At 46.2% G+C, this 18,251-nt stretch carries 16 protein-coding genes; 2 read left to right on the top strand and 14 right to left on the bottom strand.

What is annotated here, in order from left to right:
- Window positions 1-47: 47 nt before the first annotated feature.
- From RHEIN_RS14165 to rplU, 5 genes are all read right to left on the bottom strand, one after another.
- Entirely contained in the window at window positions 48-422 is a 375-nt protein-coding gene (locus tag RHEIN_RS14165; protein ID WP_008899662.1) for a DUF3718 domain-containing protein, read from the bottom strand.
- 77 nt (window positions 423-499) lie between these two features.
- The gene (gene folA / locus RHEIN_RS14170) at window positions 500-988 is read right to left on the bottom strand and encodes a type 3 dihydrofolate reductase (RefSeq protein ID WP_008899663.1); all 489 of its coding nucleotides are present in this window, start codon (window positions 986-988) and stop codon (window positions 500-502) included.
- Between the two features lie 7 nt (window positions 989-995).
- Complete coding sequence (cgtA, locus tag RHEIN_RS14175) at window positions 996-2,153, bottom strand: Obg family GTPase CgtA (protein ID WP_008899664.1); 1,158 nt, start codon at window positions 2,151-2,153, stop codon at window positions 996-998.
- A gap of 191 nt (window positions 2,154-2,344) precedes the next feature.
- Complete coding sequence (gene rpmA, locus RHEIN_RS14180) at window positions 2,345-2,602, bottom strand: 50S ribosomal protein L27 (RefSeq protein WP_008899665.1); 258 nt, start codon at window positions 2,600-2,602, stop codon at window positions 2,345-2,347.
- An 18-nt stretch (window positions 2,603-2,620) separates the two neighbouring features.
- Window positions 2,621-2,929, bottom strand: coding sequence for a 50S ribosomal protein L21 (rplU, locus tag RHEIN_RS14185; protein WP_008899666.1), 309 nt, complete (start codon window positions 2,927-2,929; stop codon window positions 2,621-2,623).
- Between the two features lie 207 nt (window positions 2,930-3,136).
- Between rplU and ispB the strand changes: the two genes are divergently transcribed.
- Window positions 3,137-4,108, top strand: coding sequence for an octaprenyl diphosphate synthase (gene ispB, locus RHEIN_RS14190; RefSeq protein WP_008899667.1), 972 nt, complete (start codon window positions 3,137-3,139; stop codon window positions 4,106-4,108).
- Between the two features lie 61 nt (window positions 4,109-4,169).
- Here the strand turns inward: ispB and mdh are convergent, their stop codons facing one another.
- Entirely contained in the window at window positions 4,170-5,111 is a 942-nt protein-coding gene (mdh, locus tag RHEIN_RS14195) for a malate dehydrogenase (protein ID WP_008899668.1), read from the bottom strand.
- 185 nt (window positions 5,112-5,296) lie between these two features.
- Here mdh and argR point away from each other — a divergent pair, with 185 nt between their 5' ends.
- Complete coding sequence (gene argR, locus RHEIN_RS14200; protein ID WP_008899669.1) at window positions 5,297-5,767, top strand: transcriptional regulator ArgR; 471 nt, start codon at window positions 5,297-5,299, stop codon at window positions 5,765-5,767.
- Here argR and RHEIN_RS14205 read toward each other — a convergent pair.
- The 8 genes from RHEIN_RS14205 to aceF form a co-directional block, all read right to left on the bottom strand.
- Complete coding sequence (locus RHEIN_RS14205) at window positions 5,750-6,673, bottom strand: Dyp-type peroxidase (RefSeq protein WP_008899670.1); 924 nt, start codon at window positions 6,671-6,673, stop codon at window positions 5,750-5,752. The two genes, argR and RHEIN_RS14205, sit on opposite strands and share 18 nt — an antisense overlap.
- Before the next feature lie 1,042 nt (window positions 6,674-7,715).
- Complete coding sequence (locus RHEIN_RS14210; protein ID WP_008899671.1) at window positions 7,716-8,987, bottom strand: ammonium transporter; 1,272 nt, start codon at window positions 8,985-8,987, stop codon at window positions 7,716-7,718.
- Window positions 8,988-8,997: 10 nt separating this feature from the next.
- Complete coding sequence (gene glnK / locus RHEIN_RS14215) at window positions 8,998-9,336, bottom strand: P-II family nitrogen regulator (protein ID WP_008899672.1); 339 nt, start codon at window positions 9,334-9,336, stop codon at window positions 8,998-9,000.
- 181 nt (window positions 9,337-9,517) lie between these two features.
- A complete protein-coding gene (locus tag RHEIN_RS14220) occupies window positions 9,518-9,892 on the bottom strand; it encodes a YacL family protein (protein ID WP_008899673.1) in 375 nt (124 codons plus the stop codon).
- Window positions 9,893-9,967: 75 nt separating this feature from the next.
- Window positions 9,968-12,565, bottom strand: coding sequence for a bifunctional aconitate hydratase 2/2-methylisocitrate dehydratase (gene acnB, locus RHEIN_RS14225; RefSeq protein WP_008899674.1), 2,598 nt, complete (start codon window positions 12,563-12,565; stop codon window positions 9,968-9,970).
- Between the two features lie 259 nt (window positions 12,566-12,824).
- Window positions 12,825-14,915 carry a M13 family metallopeptidase gene (locus RHEIN_RS14230; protein WP_008899675.1) on the bottom strand — a complete coding sequence of 697 codons (2,091 nt, stop codon included), beginning with the start codon at window positions 14,913-14,915 and terminating at the stop codon, window positions 12,825-12,827.
- Between the two features lie 154 nt (window positions 14,916-15,069).
- Window positions 15,070-16,482 carry a dihydrolipoyl dehydrogenase gene (lpdA, locus tag RHEIN_RS14235; protein ID WP_008899676.1) on the bottom strand — a complete coding sequence of 471 codons (1,413 nt, stop codon included), beginning with the start codon at window positions 16,480-16,482 and terminating at the stop codon, window positions 15,070-15,072.
- 143 nt (window positions 16,483-16,625) lie between these two features.
- Complete coding sequence (gene aceF, locus RHEIN_RS14240; protein ID WP_008899677.1) at window positions 16,626-18,248, bottom strand: pyruvate dehydrogenase complex dihydrolipoyllysine-residue acetyltransferase; 1,623 nt, start codon at window positions 18,246-18,248, stop codon at window positions 16,626-16,628.
- Between the last annotated feature and the right edge of the window lie 3 nt (window positions 18,249-18,251).

Genomic DNA, 18,251 nt, shown 5'->3' on the forward strand with positions numbered 1-18,251 from the left:
TCCGCCTGATGGCGGATTTTTTATATGTGTTTCAGGGAGCTAACGGCTTAACCACCCGCTCGCTCTTTCAGAACGGCAACCAATGGAGAAGCACCGAAACCATTGCCTTCTGCCCATGCTATATCACCAGATGCAGCAACCTGAGCAGCTGGTAACTGCTTCACAATAAATTCGCCTACATCTGCTGCGTTATTTTTTATTGCAAAACGAACCAGGCTATCACCGTTACAGGTCACGCCGTCATAGATGTTACGTAAACGCAGGCGGTAATCACTTAACACTTTCCGTAATCTATTCTTATCGTCAGCCTTGACATAATCACACATCGAAGCCGCTAACTGGTCGTCAGCATGCACCACCGGGGACACTAATACTGCACCTGCCACCACTACACCACAGAACACTGCTGGCAACAATTTCATACATTACTCCTGAAGCAGTCAAAAAACAGACAAAAGTATAGTAACAACATGTAGCAACAGGTGCAATGAAGACTTGTTCATTCTCTGTTCAGGGTGCGGAATCGGTAGAAGTAGGGATTTTGTGGGTCGGGTTGATGCTGTTCTGATGCAGACTGATACCAGCTTGCTTCAGCCTGATAATCAGGAAAAAAGGCATCCCCTTCAACGGTCAAATCAATATCAGTGATATAAAGCGTATCAGCCAGAGGCAGCACCTGACGGTAAATCTCTGCTCCGCCTATAATCATCACCTCAGCCTCATGCTGCACTAAAGCCAAAGCCTGTTCAATACTCTGAACCCAGTCAGCATCAGTGCTAAGCGCATCACTTTGACGGCTGATGACTATATTGCGCCGCCCAGGCAGGGCCTTACCAATAGACTGATAGGTTTTGCGGCCCATAATCACCGGCTTGCCTAAAGTCACTTTTTTAAAATGCTTCAGATCTGCCGGTAAATGCCAGGGCATCTGGTTATCTTTGCCAATTACTCTGTTATTGGCCATAGCCGCTATCATTGCAATCCGCATTGTCACCTCAGCGCTTATAAATTACTTCGACGTCGTAATCGTCTTCATCGAAATCATCATCTTCGTCCAGGTCGTCAGCGACAGCTAAGACATCCTGATGATAATCATCCCATTTGAAGTTCACAGCGTCTTCTATCTGTTCTCTTGGTTTTTCAACCGGCAGCAATTCAATATAATTCAGGATATCAGCAGCCAGACGCTCAGTATTAGTGCGGCTTGCTGCAGCTATTGAATGTACAGGACCTTCCCAGTTGATGGCTTTAGTGACACGTTCTATCACTTCTTCTAACTCATCTTCCAGTACTAAATCCAGTTTATTGAAAACTAACCAACGTGGTTTGTTGGCCAGCTTGTCACTGTATTTATCTAATTCTTTTAAAATAGTCACAGCATTTTCAGCCGGATCAGAGCCATCAGCAGGCAGCACATCAACAACGTGCAATAATAAGCGGCAACGTTCTAAGTGTTTTAAGAACTGAATACCTAAACCAGCACCTTCTGACGCACCTTCAATCAGGCCTGGAATATCGGCAATCACAAAAGAGCGGTGACTTTCAACCCGTACTACGCCCAGGTTAGGAACCAGTGTAGTAAAAGGATAGTCAGCTACTTTTGGTTTGGCAGAAGACACTGCGCGAATAAGCGTCGACTTGCCTGCATTAGGTAAGCCTAACAAGCCCACATCAGCTAATAGCAACAACTCTAAGCGAATATTACGTACTTCACCTGGCGTACCATTGGTTTTCTTGCGTGGCGCTCTGTTGGTGCTGCTGGTAAAACGGGCGTTACCCAAACCATGCCAGCCACCTTTGGCTATCATCAGCTTCTGACCATTTTTGGTCAAATCACCAATAACTTCTGCGGTGTCTATATCCACAGCACGCGTGCCTACCGGCACACGTAAAATCATGTCATCACCACGTTTACCGGTACAGTTGGTACTCATACCATTCTGACCACGTTCCGCCTGGTGATACTTTTCGAACTGATAGTCCACCAAAGTGTTCAGGTTGGTGTCAGCCATTAAATAAACATCACCACCATCACCACCGTCACCACCATTTGGGCCACCTTTGGCGACAAACTTTTCGCGACGGAAACTGACAATACCGTTGCCGCCATCGCCGGCTTCAACCCGAATTTCCGCTTCATCTACGAATTTCATCTGGACTATCCTGATCTAAAAAAACTATGGGCTCATTATACTATCAATTCCGCCTGAGCATGAATGCATCGCAGGTCTCTGATGAATTGAAAGCAACAAAACTGACATTCAGTACACTGAAGTATCAGCCTTTGATCGATTCTTAATAAAAAAGCCCCGCACTAGGCGGGGCTTTTCGAATCAATGCGTCGTTATTCGCTAACGATGCTTACGAATTTGCGATTGTGCTCGCCTTTCGTTTCGAATTGCACTTTACCGTCAGTTAAGGCGAATAATGTATGGTCTTTACCGATACCAACATTACTACCAGCGTGGAACTTAGTACCACGTTGACGAACGATGATGTTGCCAGCTAACACTGACTCACCACCAAAACGTTTCACACCTAAGCGTTTCGCTTCTGAATCGCGACCGTTACGAGTGCTACCTACACCTTTTTTACTTGCCATGAGTAGTTACTCCTTCGATTACGCGCTGATGCCGGTAATTTTCACTTCTGTAAACCACTGGCGGTGACCAGCTTGTTTACGGTAGTGCTTACGACGACGGAATTTGACGATTTTTACTTTATCGCCACGGCCATGGTTGACCACTTCCGCTGTTACTTTACTGCCTTCAACTAAAGGAGTACCGATCTTGATGTCTTCGCCGTTAGCGATCATCAGAGCTGAAAATTCAATAGTTGCGCCGGTTTCTAAGTCTAGTTTTTCTAGACGAAGGGTTTGCCCTTCCGTTACACGGTGCTGTTTACCACCACTTTGGAAAACCGCGTACATAGTTAACTCCGTACAAATCACGCCGACTTTTAAGGGCGTGTTAATTATAATCACAGGGCGCGAATTGTACGCAATTTCCCCTACCCTCGCAAGCAGAATTATTAAAAAGATCAGTGAGCAACAAAAAGGATCGGGTTTTGCTTTAGCTGATCAGCTGCAATGGTGTAGAATCAGCCACATTCTATACCTAAGCAGTTGTTTTACCAGATGACGCTCGAAGAGATCCGCCAGCTCAGTCTTAATGACATGACGGCCGTGAACCAACATATATTCTCTCAGCTTAGTTCTGAGGTGGCGCTGATTAATCAGCTTGGCATCTATATAGTCAATAGTGGCGGCAAACGCTTGCGTCCACTTTTAGCTGTATTAGCGGCCCGTGCGCTCGGTTATGAAGGCCAACAACACATTACACTTGCTACTATCGTGGAATTCATTCACACCGCGACTTTGTTACACGATGACGTCGTTGATGAATCCATGCTGCGCCGTGGTAAGGAAACAGCCAATGCTGTCTTTGGTAATCAAGCCAGCGTTTTAGTCGGCGATTTCCTTTATACACGAGCTTTTCAGCTGATGGTGTCGCTGGATAAAATGCAGATAATGCAGATCCTGGCTGATGCCACCAATATCATTGCTGAAGGCGAAGTGTTACAGTTGATGAACGTCAACGACCCGGAAACTTCAGAACAAAACTATATGCAGGTTATTTACTGCAAAACCGCAAAATTATTTGAAGCCGCTACCCAGCTTGCCGCTATTCTGGCAAATCAGCCTGAATCTGTGGTGAATGCGATGAAATTGTATGGCATGCATCTGGGTACCGCCTTCCAGTTAATAGACGATGTACTGGATTATCAGGCTGATGCCGATGAACTGGGTAAAAACATCGGTGACGACTTGGCTGAAGGTAAACCTACCCTGCCATTGATTTATGCGCTGCGTCATAGCTGCGGTGAAGACCAGCAACTACTGAAAGATGCGATTGAACATGCCAACGGTATGCAGCATCTGGAACGTATTATGGCGATTTTAGAACAAACCAAGGCTTTTGATTACACTCGCACTATGGCGGAGCAGGAAGCCGAAAAAGCCCGTCAGGCCATCGCCTTCTTACCAGCATCTGGCTATAAAGAGGCCTTGCTGACGTTGGCTGATATCGCAGTGCAGCGTAATCACTGAAATAACTTCGTAAAAAAGAAAAAAGCCAGCATCAGCTGGCTTTTTTACTGGTCAAAGAATCTTAGTTTGCGTTAGCAACAAATTCTTCGCCTAATGTAATGTCAGCTTTTAACGTGCCTAACATGTCGTTCATGGCTTTTTGCTCGTACGCGCTTAACTCACCGATAGGTAGCAGTGCTTCAACACCGTTTTTGCCTAATACGATAGGTTGTGCGAAGAAACGGGCATGTTCACCCTGACCTTCAACATAAGCGTATTCGTTCACTGTTTCGCCTTGTAAGCCTTTAACTAAAGATACACAGAAACGTGCAGCAGCCTGCCCCATAGACAGAGTTGCTGATCCGCCACCGGCTTTAGCTTCAACCACTTCAGTACCAGCGTTCTGGATACGGTAGGTTAAAGAAGAGACTTCTTCATCTGTGAAGCTGACATCTTTGATTTGAGACAACAGAGGCAGAATAGTAGTACCGCTGTGGCCACCAATGACAGGAACAATCAATTCAGCCGGGTTTTTGCCTTTTAATTCAGCAACAAAAGTCTCAGCGCGGATCACGTCCAGTGTAGTTACGCCAAATAAACGCTTCGGATCGTACGTGCCTGCCTTTTTGAATACTTCAGCAGCGATAGCTACAGTCGTATTCACAGGGTTAGTGATCACACCGACTAAAGCTTTAGGGCAGTTCACTACTATGGCTTCAGCCAAAGTTTTTACTACACCAGCATTGATGTTAAACAAATCAGAACGGTCCATACCTGGTTTGCGTGGCATACCAGCTGGGATCATCACTATATCTGCACCAATCAGGGCTTTGTCCAGGTCTTCTTTACCAAAACCTGTAATCTTCACCGCTGTCGGGATATGACTTAAATCAACAGCTACACCTGGTGTGACAGGAGCTAAATCATACAGAGCTAAATCAGTACCAGCTGGTAAGTTTAACTTCAATAATAAGGACAGCGCCTGACCTATACCACCAGCAGCACCTAATACGGCAACTTTCATGCTATTCTCCCAATTTACGGTTCAAAAGAAACGCGCCAACAATACTGAAATGTGGCACAAAATACAAATCACTTACGCCTAAAGTCTAAGCATTTTATCCGATTTTGGTGTAATTTACTTGCTGAACCAGAGTATTAGTCCAAGTTCGGTCAAGACGGCCGAAAAAACAAAAAGTTTAAACAAAAATGATGACTAAACAATCCAAACAAGAAGCACTGATCCAGGCCTTTAAATCCTTGCTGAAGGAAGAACGTTTTGGCTCACAAAGCGATATTGTTGATGCGCTGAAAGCTGAAGGCTTTGACAACATCAGCCAATCAAAAGTGTCCCGTATGTTAAGCAAATACGGCGCAGTGCGCACCCGTAATGCCAAACAGGAGATGGTGTATTGTTTGCCGCCTGAATTGGGCGTGCCCACCACCAAAAGCCCGTTACGACAATTAGTGCTGGATATAGAACATAACGATGTGATGATTATTATCCGCACCAGTCCAGGTGCTGCTCAGCTGATTGCCCGTTTATTGGATTCTGTAGGTAAAGCCGAAGGCGTGCTTGGCACCATTGCAGGTGACGACACCATCTTTATCGCACCTACCAGTGTTAAAAATATCAACTTCACCTTAAATAAGGTGACTGAGTTATTTGAAAAGGTCTGATCCGGCCTGCTCTTCCAGGAAATTGATCGAGGGGGCAAAAAAAGCAGCCCCCGCTTCCACCTGACAATAATCCAACAGCAAATCTGCGGCATCGCTGTGCTGACCCAACCGGGTTGCCAACCATAACGGCGCATCCAAAGCATTGGCTGAAAAACCAATGGAAATCATACCTTGCGAACGAATGTCTGCCACCGGCATATTTTGCCAGAGGATCTGTTTACGGCCAGTTTCATTCTCTAAAGCTGCTTTATCGGCGTGCGAATTGGCCTGACGTTGAGCTGACGGCAGCAACTGCCCATCCAGCTTGTTCCGGCCCATCACAGCTTCCTGCTCTGGCATAGTCAGCTGTTGCCAGCGTTGTAAGTCATACTGATACCTCAGCATATAGACATAGCTGCCAGCACTCATTGGGCTTTTGGGTTCATTGCTGATCAGCGCACATAAACGACGTAGTTTGCCTTTCGGGTTATCAGGCGTATCGTGAAACCCGGTCAGATTACGGCCATCCAGATAACGAAATGCGTGCACTTGTTCGTACAAGTCCACATGTTGCTGCAGCAAATGGTAAATCTGCTGGGTAGCAATATGAATGACATCAAAACGGTCAGCACGAATTTGAATCAACAGATCAGGAGCTACTACAGGTAAATCGGCAAGATTGTCAGTAAAAGCAGGCCAAGGCTGTGGTTGATGCTCCGGATACAAATGCGGCCAGTAATTCTGCCCTATAGCCACAACCACATTCAGCATGGCCTCAGAAAATTGATCAGACAAGCGCTCTGCCAGCATGGGTACTTTAGCCAACTGCAAGCGTACATAGTGCTCATGACCATCCAGGGCATTCAGCAGCACATAACAACAATGCAAGTTTGCTTCGGCACAAATGCCTGATTGTTCCCGGGCCATATTCATCTCACCAGATTCAAGGGAACGCGATCATACCAATTTGACTGGTATTGGTCAGTAGTTTTCATTCGAGTCAGTAATTGGCAGGCAATTGCCCTGCATTCGTGTGAGATATATCTCACAAATCAGTAAGCCAATGCAGCATTTTCTGCAAGCAACACCCAGACAGAAAACACATAAGCAATTGATTCAAAACAACTTACAATCAAATGAGGACAAGTTACAATAATATTTCACTACAAGTATTTAACAAACATGGTCCTTTTCCGACGCTAAATGTACGATAATTATTTCGTCGCTGGATGTGACGGCTCAACAAGATGTTAAGCAGGACAAGCTACAAGATGTAGCAGCAGGACGCTGGGATACCAAAGGATTGTGCAGGGTAGCACAAGGATGAACAGGACAGGCTCCGGATTGAGCATACATCTTCAGGATGAAGATTCAAGGAAAAGGACTCTGCCGGAGGCAGCAGGTACTCTCAGGACGAGAGTTAAATGGAGAAGGATGCTGCGGGAATGCAGCGGGGATTGTTCAGGACGAACACAGGGATGATCCATCAGGGATAGTGGTTGGAAGGACGCCACCAAGTTTTAGGGGCCGCGAAGTTCGCGGCCCGTCTTATTTTCAGACCAACCGCTTTTATTTTTCACTATGTCTCACGTCAAAAATCCGCCTGACTATTCATGCACCAGTTTAATGCACTGATTGCGCCACTCTGACGCACTTTAGAGTTTTCGCACTAACAATAATGTTGTTTTTTTCACCAGGGCTCTTTTCCTGTTTCAAAACAGCTGTTAGATTACAGGCGTTCTTTGCAAAATGATTTGGCGACTGCACTAAAACAGCGCACAGGTCCGTGGCTAAGACCACAAGAAAAAACCCCGGAAGCTTGCGCCGCCGGGGTTGTCTGATAAAGACAAAGGACAAGGATAGACGAATTTGGTGGTACGGGTTTAGTTGCCAAGACCAACTGCTACTTGCGTAGCGGCTGGCTTGGCAACCAGCTCCTGAGAAGCCCCACCGGCTCTTCCCAGGCTGCCTACTTTACTGTCGATACAAATTCAGGATAGGCTTCTACACCACACTCTGAACGATCAACACCTTCATATTCTTCCTGCTCTGAGACTCGGATACCCATAGTCATTTTCAAAGCAAACCACACTACAGAGCTGGCCACAAAAACCCAGACAAAAATAGTCGCAGCACCAGCCAGTTGACCCATTAATGAGGCCGACTCTTTGGTCAGAGGAACAATCAATAATCCAAATAAACCTACAGTACCGTGCACAGAAATCGCACCTACAGGGTCATCAATTTTTAACTTATCTAAGGCCAGAATAGAACCGACCACTAACACACCTGCAATGGCACCGAAGATAGAGGCTTCCAGTGGTGTTGGCATTGAAGGTTCGGCAGTAATAGCCACTAAGCCCGCTAAAGCACCGTTTAACGCCATGGTTAAATCAGCCTTTTTGAACAACAGCATAGACAAGCCAATGGCAGCAATAGTTCCCGCAGCAGCAGCAGCATTGGTATTTAAGAACACCACAGCTACAGCATTAGCATTGGCAATATCACCTAACTTCAGTACTGAACCACCGTTAAAGCCAAACCAGCCTAACCACAGAATTAAAGTACCTAAAGCAGCGAGTGGCATATTAGAACCAGGGAAAGCGTGAGCTTTGCCGTCTTTGCCATATTTGCCTTTACGGGCACCTAACAGGATAACACCAGCTAAAGCCGCAGCAGCACCAGCTAAATGTACTATGCCTGAACCTGCAAAGTCAGAGAATCCTAAGTCGCCTAAGCTGTATAGACCAAATACAGACTGGCCGCCCCAGGTCCATGAACCTTCCATTGGATAGATAAAACCTGTCATCACTACAGCAAAAGTCAGGAAAGCCCATAACTTCATACGTTCAGCCACAGCACCAGACACGATCGACATAGCAGTGGCAACAAAAACTACCTGGAAGAAGAAATCTGAAGCTTTGGAATAAATAGCTTTACCTTCAAAGCCATTTTCGCGCTCAGCGAAACTGGTTAAGGTTTGGGCTACATCCACTTCACCTATACCTGATAAGAAGTAGCCACCGCCGTACATCAGCTGGTAACCACAGACCAGATACATCACACATGACACTGAATACAACACCACGTTTTTAGTCAAAATTTCAGTGGTATTTTTTGCCCTGACTAAACCAGCTTCCAGCATGGAGAAGCCAGCGGCCATCCACATCACTAAAGCACCACACACCAAAAAGTAGAAAGTGTCCATCGCAAACTGTAAATGATAAATTTGTTCCTGCATGATTTACCCCTTAGATGGCTTCTGAGTCCATTTCACCTGTGCGGATACGCACTACTTGTTCTAAATCGTAAACGAAGATTTTTCCGTCACCGATACGGCCTGTGTGAGCAGCTTTTTGGATCACTTCCAATAAACGCTCAACGTTTTCATCTAATACCGCGATCTCCAGTTTTACCTTAGGTAAAAAGTCGACCTGATATTCCGCTCCCCGGTAGAGTTCTGTATGACCTTTCTGACGACCGAAGCCTTTTACTTCAGTGACAGTAAGACCTTCAATACCGATGTCCGCTATGGCTTCACGGACATCGTCAAGCTTGAATGGCTTGATGATGGCACATACGAGTTTCATGGTTATTATCCTTATGGTGTCTTGTTGCATTTGCCAATAAGACAAGAAAACCTTGTGCCAAGATTTATAAATGTTACTTTTCAATGAGTTATGAAATTAGATTTCAAATGCTCAAAAAAAACGCACCAAGAAGGTGCGTTTATTCACTGCCAGAGTGCAGCCCGTGGGCATAAAAATCAGATCAGGCTGGTAAAAACTGCTGCCATTGAGCCACTAAATGCAGCAGATCTTCCAGACCACATTCAGCATAAAGCTGACTCTGATCCAGCTCCAGGTCCTGTTCAGGATCCAGCTCAGTATCAGCACCTCCTTCCTGCAACAGTGCATAGTGACAAATCACCACTTCAGAGGCCTGTACCGTCAGGCGATACTCTTTACCATCCCATTGATACTGACTCTGTGCATTCAGCTGTTGTAGCTGCGTGAACAGAGGCTGATAGGCACTGGCTTCAGGCTCAAACTCATCCAATAAGAAACACTGCAACGCCAGTTGCTCAGAACTTAACTTCAGGCTATAGCGCTTCGCATCTGTGTTATAAATAAAATCGAATTCCATCACTCACCTGCCCCAAGAATAGTGGCACATAAAAAAGGCCCGCTAAGCGGGCCTTTTCACATCACTTAAAACGAATTATACAGCTTGCTGAATAATGACATTCGCTGCTTTGCTGGTGTACTGGCTCATCTGATGGAAATTCAGGTAGCGGTAAGTATCCGCAGCCGTGGTTTCAATCTGTTTAGCGTACTCCAGGTACTCAGGCACTGTGGGCAGACGGCCGATAATTGCAGACACGGCAGCTAACTCAGCAGACGCCAGATAGACATTAGCGCCCTGACCTAAACGGTTCGGGAAGTTACGGGTAGAAGTAGATACCACAGTGGTGTTGTCGCCTACACGAGCCTGGTTACCCATACATAATGAGCAACCCGGGATCTCAATACGGGCACCAACACGGCCGTAAATACCGTAATAACCTTCTTCAGTCAGCTGATCTTTATCCATCTTGGTAGGCGGAGCTATCCACAGACGAGTTGGGATCTGGCCTTTGAACTTGTCTAACAACTTACCAGCAGCACGGAAGTGGCCGATGTTAGTCATACAAGAACCGATAAAGACTTCATCAATTTTATCGCCTGCCACTTGTGACAATAAACGGGCGTCATCCGGATCGTTTGGCGCACACAGAATTGGCTCTTTAATATCAGCCAGGTCGATTTCGATGATGGCCGCATATTCAGCGTCAGCGTCAGCACGTTCCAGTTTTGGATCCGCTAACCAGGCTTGCATCGCCTGAACACGACGTTCGATAGTACGGACATCGCCATAGCCTTCGCTCAGCATCCACTTTAACATCACGATGTTTGATTCTAAGTATTCAGCCACTGAAGCTTCAGACAAAGTGATAGTACAACCTGCAGCTGAACGTTCAGCTGAAGCGTCAGACAATTCAAAGGCCTGTTCAGCCGTTAAATGTTCCAGGCCTTCAATCTCTAACACACGGCCAGAGAAAATGTTGACCTTGCCTTTCTTCTCAACAGTCAGCAAACCCTGCTTGATGCCGTAGTAAGGAATAGCATGCACTAAATCACGTAAAGTGATACCAGGCTGCATTTCACCTTTAAAACGCACCAGCACAGATTCAGGCATATCCAATGGCATAACACCGGTCGCAGCAGCAAAAGCCACTAAACCAGAACCTGCCGGGAAAGAAATACCGATAGGGAAACGGGTGTGAGAGTCACCACCAGTACCTACAGTGTCTGGTAACAACATACGGTTTAACCAGCTGTGGATTACACCATCACCAGGGCGTAAAGAGATACCACCACGGTTCATAATGAAATCTGGCAGCGTGTGGTGCGTGTTCACGTCAACAGGCTTTGGATAAGCTGCGGTGTGACAGAACGACTGCATCACTAAGTCAGCAGAGAAACCTAAACAGGCTAAGTCTTTTAACTCATCACGGGTCATAGGACCAGTGGTGTCCTGCGAGCCTACTGTGGTCATTTTTGGTTCACAGTATTGGCCTGGACGAATACCTTTCACGCCACAAGCTTTACCGACCAGCTTCTGCGCTAAAGTGAAACCTTTGTTGGTCACTTCAGTCACAGCAGGACGCTCAAACACTGTGGAGTGAGGTAAACCTAAAGCTTCACGGGCTTTGTCAGTTAAACCACGACCGATGATCAGAGGAATACGGCCACCGGCACGCACTTCATCTAACAGCACGTTCGAGCGTAATTCAAAAGTAGAAATCACTTCATCAGTGCCGTGGCGCTTGACCACACCCTGATGTGGGAAAATGTCGATCACATCACCCATGTTCATGGTCGACACGTCTAACTCGATAGGTAATGAACCTGAGTCTTCCATAGTATTGAAGAAAATAGGCGCAATTTTACTGCCTAAACAGACACCACCAGTGCGCTTGTTTGGCACAAATGGAATGTCTTCGCCCATAAACCACAGCACAGAGTTCGTGGCTGATTTACGGCTTGAACCAGTACCGACCACGTCACCGACATAAGCCAGTGGGAAACCTTTGGCGATCAAAGCTTCGATTTGTTTCACCGGGCCTTTTGAACCAGGTGCATCAGGCTCGATACCATCACGCACGTTTTTCAGCATAGCTAAAGCATGCAGAGGAATATCAGGGCGTGACCATGCATCCGGAGCTGGTGATAAATCGTCAGTGTTGGTTTCGCCTGTCACTTTAAATACAGTGACAGTGATTTTTTCAGGGATAGCAGGCTTGCTGGTATACCACTCGGCATCAGCCCAGCTTTGTAATACAGCCTTGGCGTGTGCATTGCCTGCGTCTGCTTTTTCTTTCACGTCATGGAAAGAATCAAACATCAGTAAAGTGTGAGATAAACCTTTAGCTGCTAAAGCCGCTAATTTTGGGTTATCCAGCAAGTCGATCATTGGCTGGATATTGTAGCCACCAAACATAGTGCCCAATAATTCAGTTGCACGTTCTGCAGTGACTAACGGGCTTGCTACTTCGCCTTTGGCGACAGCAGTTAAAAAGCCGGCTTTGACATAAGCCGCTTCGTCCACACCTGGTGGAATACGGTTTTCTAACAAATCAACTAAGAATGCACCTTCGTCTGCTGGTGGGTTTTTCAGTAATTCAGTTAACGACGCCACTTGTTGCGCGTTAAGTGGCAACGGAGGAATGCCTTGGGCGGCACGTTCGGCCACATGTTCACGGTATTGTTGAAGCACAGTAATGTCCTCTGGTTAGGTCGCCACAGAGTACTGTATCAGTACCGCAGCGATAGACAGGAATCTCGAACAGGCTGGATTATAAGAAAAAACCGCCCGAATTGACATCAGAGTATAAGCAAGCAAGCTTATAGTCGCTATAACTTTCGTGAATACCACGCCCAGTTGAGAATCATTCTCAAGAATAATACTAGAACTGGTCGTGCAGAAAGCCAAATGGCCGCATAAGCGGCCATTTGTCATCGAAAATAAAAGCGGATTACCAAATCTTCACGCGATTTTCCGGCGCTATATACAGCTTGTCACCTTCTTTCACATCAAAAGCCGTGTAGAACACTGGCAAGTTAGACACTATGCCATTCACACGGTAATGTGGAGGTGAATGAGGACCTGTTGCCAGCTGTTGTTTCATCATTTCTTCACGGTATTGAGAACGCCATACCTGAGCCCAGCTTAATAACACTCGCTGATCACCGGTGAAACCATCCATCACAGGCGCTTCTTTGCCTTGCAGCGATAACTGATAAGCCTTCAGAGCTACAGTTAAACCACCTAAATCACCGATGTTTTCACCTAAAGTCAAATCACCATTCACAAAGTGACCTGTTACAGGTTCAAACTTGCTGTACTGAGCGCTTAAGGCTTTGCCCAAAGCCTGGAACTTGGTTTCGTCCTGCTCTGTCCACCAGTTGCGTAAGTTGCCATCGCCGTCGTATTTAGCGCCTTGATCGTCAAAACCATGGCCAATTTCGTGACCAATCACAGCACCTATGCCGCCATAGTTCACTGCATCTTCTGCTGCCATATTAAAGAATGGTGGTTGCAAAATAGCTGCAGGGAATACGATTTCATTGTTCACCGGGTTGTAATAGGCATTGACGGTTTGAGGTGTCATATACCATTCGTCTTTGTCGATTGGCTTGCCTAACTTGGCCAGCATCTGATCGTAACCCCAGTGGGTAGAACGGACAAAGTTACCCAACAAGTCATCGGCTTTGATCTCCAGATTGGAGTAATCTTTCCACTTATTTGGATAACCAATTTTTGGCACAAAAGTACTCAGCTTCACCAAAGCGGCCTTTTTGGTGTCTTCCGACATCCATTCCAGCTCTTTGATCGACTGCTCATAAGCGCTGATCAAATTGGCAACTAACAACTCCATACGTTGTTTGGCTTCAGGTTTAAAGTGACGTTCCACATACAGCTTGCCGGTTAATTCACCCAGCACAGCATCACTGGCATCCACAGCTTTTTTCCAGCGTGGTTTTTGCTCTTTAATGCCACGTAAAGTCGCTGAATAAAACTGGAACTGACGGTCTTCAAAAGCTTTATTCAGCTTGTCAGCAAAGGAGTTGATGGTATGGAAGGTCAGGTAGTCCTGCCAGCTTTGCACATCTGTGGTTGCAACAAGTTTACCTAAAGCTTCAAAGTAGCTTGGCTGACCGATAATGACTTCATTGACGTTCGCAAGTTTTGAACCTGCGGCAAAATCGTTCCAGCTAAAGTCACCGAGGGTTTTGCTTAAATCAGCATTAGATACCTTGTTGTAGGTTTTATCTGCGTCACGGTTTTCAACACGAGTCCACTGATTTTTGGCCAGCTCAGTTTCCAGTGCATAAACACGTTTAGCAGCAGCTGCAGGGTCGGCATGCTTAGCTAAAGTAAATAAATCCAGCAGGTAGGCCTGGTAGTCGGCCTGAATTTTTTTCGAGGCTTCATCTTCTTTAGTGTAATAGTCACGGTCTGGTAAACCTAAGCCGCTCTGGTCAAAATACACTGCGTATTCAGTGGATTTTTTCGCGTCGTTGTTGACATACCAGCTTAGCGGAATAGTTACGCCATCGCGTTGCAGTGAAGCAAAAGTACTGGCCAGTTGCTTTTTATCTCTTAAACTCTGGATCAGTTCTAACTGTGGCTGCAGGGCTGTTAAGCCTAATTCTTCCAGTTTGGCTTCGTTCATATAGCTGTTGTAGAAGCTACCTAACTTATGACCATCTGAACCTGGTGCCAGATCAGTGCGGCTGGCGACTTCATCAATAATAGCTTTCACAGCTAACTGAGAGTTATCCGCCAGTATATGGAAAGAACCGTAGGAAGATTTGTCTGCCGGAATTTCAGTTTTCTTCAGCCAACCGCCATTGACTGCTAAAAAGAAGTCATCCTGAAAACGTACTGTCGAATCAAAGTTTTCTTTATCCACACCCGAAACTAATGCTGCTACAGCTGCTGTTGTTTGTTGTTCTGCTGCTGGTTTTGCCGTTTCAGTGGTGGTGGTTTCAGGGGCTTTGCCACAAGCCGCCAGACCAAGCGCAATAGCCACGCTTAAGGCGGTCAGAGTAATTTTTTTCATTCGAAGGGTTCCTGCCAAAAAGGGTTAAATAACCGCACTATACTACTCCGGCAGGCAGTTTTTTGTTAATGGAAGTTGTAACAAAATATGAAAAAACCGGCAATGCGAAGCAGTTGCCGGTTTTGTTGCTTAGTCTCTTAATAAAGAGCCAGGCTTATTTTTTCTTGGCTTTTGGATTTGGCAGGTCAGTGATAGAACCTTCGTACATCTCAGCTGCTAAACCAATAGATTCGTTTAAAGTTGGGTGAGCATGGATAGTCAGAGCGATGTCTTCAGCGTCTGCACCCATTTCTACTGCTAAGCAGATTTCACCTAACATTTCGCCAGCGTTAATACCCACAATAGCGCCACCTAAAATACGGTGTGTTTCTTTGTCGAAAATTAACTTAGTGAAGCCTTCAGTGCGGGCTGAAGCGATAGCACGGCCAGAAGCAGCCCAAGGGAAAGTGGCAGTTTCAACAGCAACGCCTTTTTCTTTAGCTTCTTTTTCAGTGATACCTACCCATGCCATTTCCGGATCTGTGTAAGCCACAGAAGGAATGCAACGTGGGTCGAAGAAGTGCTTCAGACCAGAAATGACTTCAGCAGCCACATGACCTTCATGTACAGCTTTGTGCGCTAACATTGGCTGACCAATGACGTCACCAATAGCGTAGATATGAGGCACGTTAGTTCGCAGTTGTTTATCTACATTGATAAAACCACGCTCATCCACGTTCACACCAGCTTTAGCTGCATCTAACAGAGAACCGTTTGGACGACGGCCCACTGCCACTAAAATTTTGTCGTAACGTACAGGTGTTGCAGGTGCGTTTTTGCCTTCAAAAGTCACATACAAACCGTCAGCTTTGGCTTCAACTGCAGTCACTTTAGTCGACAGCATGATGTTGAAGTTGTCTTTGTTGTATTTGGTGTAGACCTTCACCAGATCCGTATCAGCAGCAGGAACCAGCTGATCAGCAAATTCAACTACAGAAACTTTAGAGCCTAAAGCACGGTACACAGTACCCATCTCTAAACCAATGATACCGCCACCTAATACCAGCATTTCGCCAGGAATGTCTTTTAATTCCAGAGCGCCGGTAGAGTCGATCACTCGGGCATCGTCTTTTGGAATAAATGGCAGAGCAACTGGCTCAGAACCAGCAGCGATAATGGCGCTTTCAAAAGTAATAGTGGTATCACCCACAACCAGCGTATTTGGGCCAGTGAATTTGCCGTAGCCAGTCACTACTTTGACTTTACGCATTTTAGACATACCGGCTAAGCCGTTAGTCAGCTGAGCTACTACTTTGTCTTTCCAGGCACGGATTTTGTCTAAATCGATTTGTGGAGCACCAAAAGTCACACCGTGCGAGGCCATTTCTTTTGCATCGTCGATCACTTTGGCTACATGTAATAAAGCTTTAGATGGGATACAGCCAACATTTAAACAAACACCACCAAGTGTGCTGCGTGCTTCAACTAAAGTCACTTCCAGACCTAAGTCAGCTGCGCGAAATGCTGCAGAATATCCACCAGGGCCAGCGCCTAACACCACAACTTGAGTTTTGATTTCGTTGCTCATCGGTTTACCTTTTTATCTTTTGCTAAGATAGCCGCCAGTCAAAACAGACGGCCAGGAAATAAAGTGACGGAATTTTATCACCCTACCTGAAAGATGTCCCGTAACTTTTCAGAACACAGGACAACTTTCAGTCGTGTTTTGTCTTACATAATGATCTGACGGATATCAGCCAGATAAGATGCCAGAGTAGCGGTGAAACGCGCTGCCAAAGCACCATCAATCACACGGTGATCGTAAGAGACAGACAAAGGCACCATAAGGCGTGGTTCAAATTCTTTACCATTCCACTTAGGTTTGATATCAGATTTTGACACACCCAGAATAGCCACTTCAGGCGCATTGACTATAGGCGTAAAAGCCGTACCACCAATACCACCTAAGCTGGAGATGGTAAAACATCCGCCCTGCATATCCGCAGCTGTCAGCTTACCTTCACGGGCTTTTAACGAAATCTCCTGCAGTTCGCGGGATAATTCGATAATGCCTTTTTTGTTTACGTCACGTACTACGGGCACCACTAAACCGTTTGGTGTGTCGACCGCTATACCTAAATGCACATATTTTTTCAGAATCAGGCTGGCGCCATCTTCAGATAACGAGCTGTTAAAGGTAGGGAACTCTTCCATCGCTTTAGCCACAGCTTTCATAATAAAGACCAATGGGGTGTATTTAACGCCCATTTTCTTTTTATCAGCCAGCGCGTTTTGCTCTTTGCGGAATTCTTCCAGGCCAGTGATATCAGCTTCATCAAACTGAGTCACATGCGGAATACGTACCCAGTTGCGGTGTAAGTTAGCACCAGATAATTTCTGAATACGTGACAGTGGCTTTTCTTCCACAGCGCCAAATTTGCTGAAATCCACTTTTGGCCAAGGGATTAAATCAAAACCAACACTGTTGCTACTGCTGGTGACATTGCCTTTGCCAGACGCCACTTGCGCAATAATGTTTTTCACATAATTTTGCACGTCTTCGCGCTGTACACGGCCTTTGCGGGCTGTGCCTGTGACCTTGCTTAAATCGACGCCAAACTCACGGGCTAAACGACGAACCACAGGAGAGGCATGAGCATAAGCCTGATTTTCAGTAAATTCGCTTGCTCGCGCAGATGGCGCTGCAGCCGGAGCTGATGCTGCAGGCACAGGAGCTGCTACTGGAGCTGGTGCAACAGCGGCCGGAGCTGCTACCGCAGAAGCTGCAGCTGCGGGAGCACTGCCAGCCACTTCAAATACAAAGACTGAAGAGCCTGTTTGTACTTTGTCGCCAACTTTGACTTTGATTTCTTTGACAGTACCTGCAAATGGCGCTGGTACTTCCATTGAGGCTTTATCACCTTCCACCGACAGCAATGATTGATCAGCGGCAACAGTGTCACCGACTTTCACCATCACTTCAGTGACTTCAACGGCGTCACCACCAATATCAGGCACCTGAACTTCTTTTAGCTCTGCAGCGGCAGAAGCTGCAGGTGCTGCAGTAACAGCGGCTGGTTCAGCCGCAGGAGCTGGAGCTGCTGGCGCTGCAACAGCGCCACCTTCAGCTTCAAAAACCATAATCAGCGATCCGGTTTTTACTTTATCACCAGCTTTGACTTTAATTTCTTTGACAGTACCAGCTTGCGCTGCTGGCACTTCCATTGATGCCTTGTCGCCTTCTACCGATAACAAAGACTGGTCCAGCGTGACTTTATCGCCCACTTTTACCAGTACTTCGGTGACTTCCACTTCATCCGCACCTATGTCCGGCACATGAATTTCAATCGTCATGAC

The sequence above is a fragment of the Rheinheimera sp. A13L genome, from assembly GCF_000217935.1.
In the GTDB taxonomy this organism is placed as follows: domain Bacteria; phylum Pseudomonadota; class Gammaproteobacteria; order Enterobacterales; family Alteromonadaceae; genus Pararheinheimera.

Coding starts and splice junctions, on each gene's coding strand:
- RHEIN_RS14165 (WP_008899662.1), bottom strand. CDS start 422: ATGAAATTGTTGCCAGCAGTGTTCTGTGGTGTAGTGGTGGCAGGTGCA.
- folA (WP_008899663.1), bottom strand. CDS start 988: ATGCGGATTGCAATGATAGCGGCTATGGCCAATAACAGAGTAATTGGC.
- RHEIN_RS14230 (WP_008899675.1), bottom strand. CDS start 14,915: ATGAAAAAAATTACTCTGACCGCCTTAAGCGTGGCTATTGCGCTTGGT.
- RHEIN_RS14210 (WP_008899671.1), bottom strand. CDS start 8,987: ATGCAGGAACAAATTTATCATTTACAGTTTGCGATGGACACTTTCTAC.
- aceF (WP_008899677.1), bottom strand. CDS start 18,248: ATGACGATTGAAATTCATGTGCCGGACATAGGTGCGGATGAAGTGGAA.
- rpmA (WP_008899665.1), bottom strand. CDS start 2,602: ATGGCAAGTAAAAAAGGTGTAGGTAGCACTCGTAACGGTCGCGATTCA.
- mdh (WP_008899668.1), bottom strand. CDS start 5,111: ATGAAAGTTGCCGTATTAGGTGCTGCTGGTGGTATAGGTCAGGCGCTG.
- lpdA (WP_008899676.1), bottom strand. CDS start 16,482: ATGAGCAACGAAATCAAAACTCAAGTTGTGGTGTTAGGCGCTGGCCCT.
- ispB (WP_008899667.1), top strand. CDS start 3,137: ATGACGCTCGAAGAGATCCGCCAGCTCAGTCTTAATGACATGACGGCC.
- RHEIN_RS14220 (WP_008899673.1), bottom strand. CDS start 9,892: ATGGAATTCGATTTTATTTATAACACAGATGCGAAGCGCTATAGCCTG.
- cgtA (WP_008899664.1), bottom strand. CDS start 2,153: ATGAAATTCGTAGATGAAGCGGAAATTCGGGTTGAAGCCGGCGATGGC.
- argR (WP_008899669.1), top strand. CDS start 5,297: ATGATGACTAAACAATCCAAACAAGAAGCACTGATCCAGGCCTTTAAA.
- RHEIN_RS14205 (WP_008899670.1), bottom strand. CDS start 6,673: ATGGCCCGGGAACAATCAGGCATTTGTGCCGAAGCAAACTTGCATTGT.
- glnK (WP_008899672.1), bottom strand. CDS start 9,336: ATGAAACTCGTATGTGCCATCATCAAGCCATTCAAGCTTGACGATGTC.
- rplU (WP_008899666.1), bottom strand. CDS start 2,929: ATGTACGCGGTTTTCCAAAGTGGTGGTAAACAGCACCGTGTAACGGAA.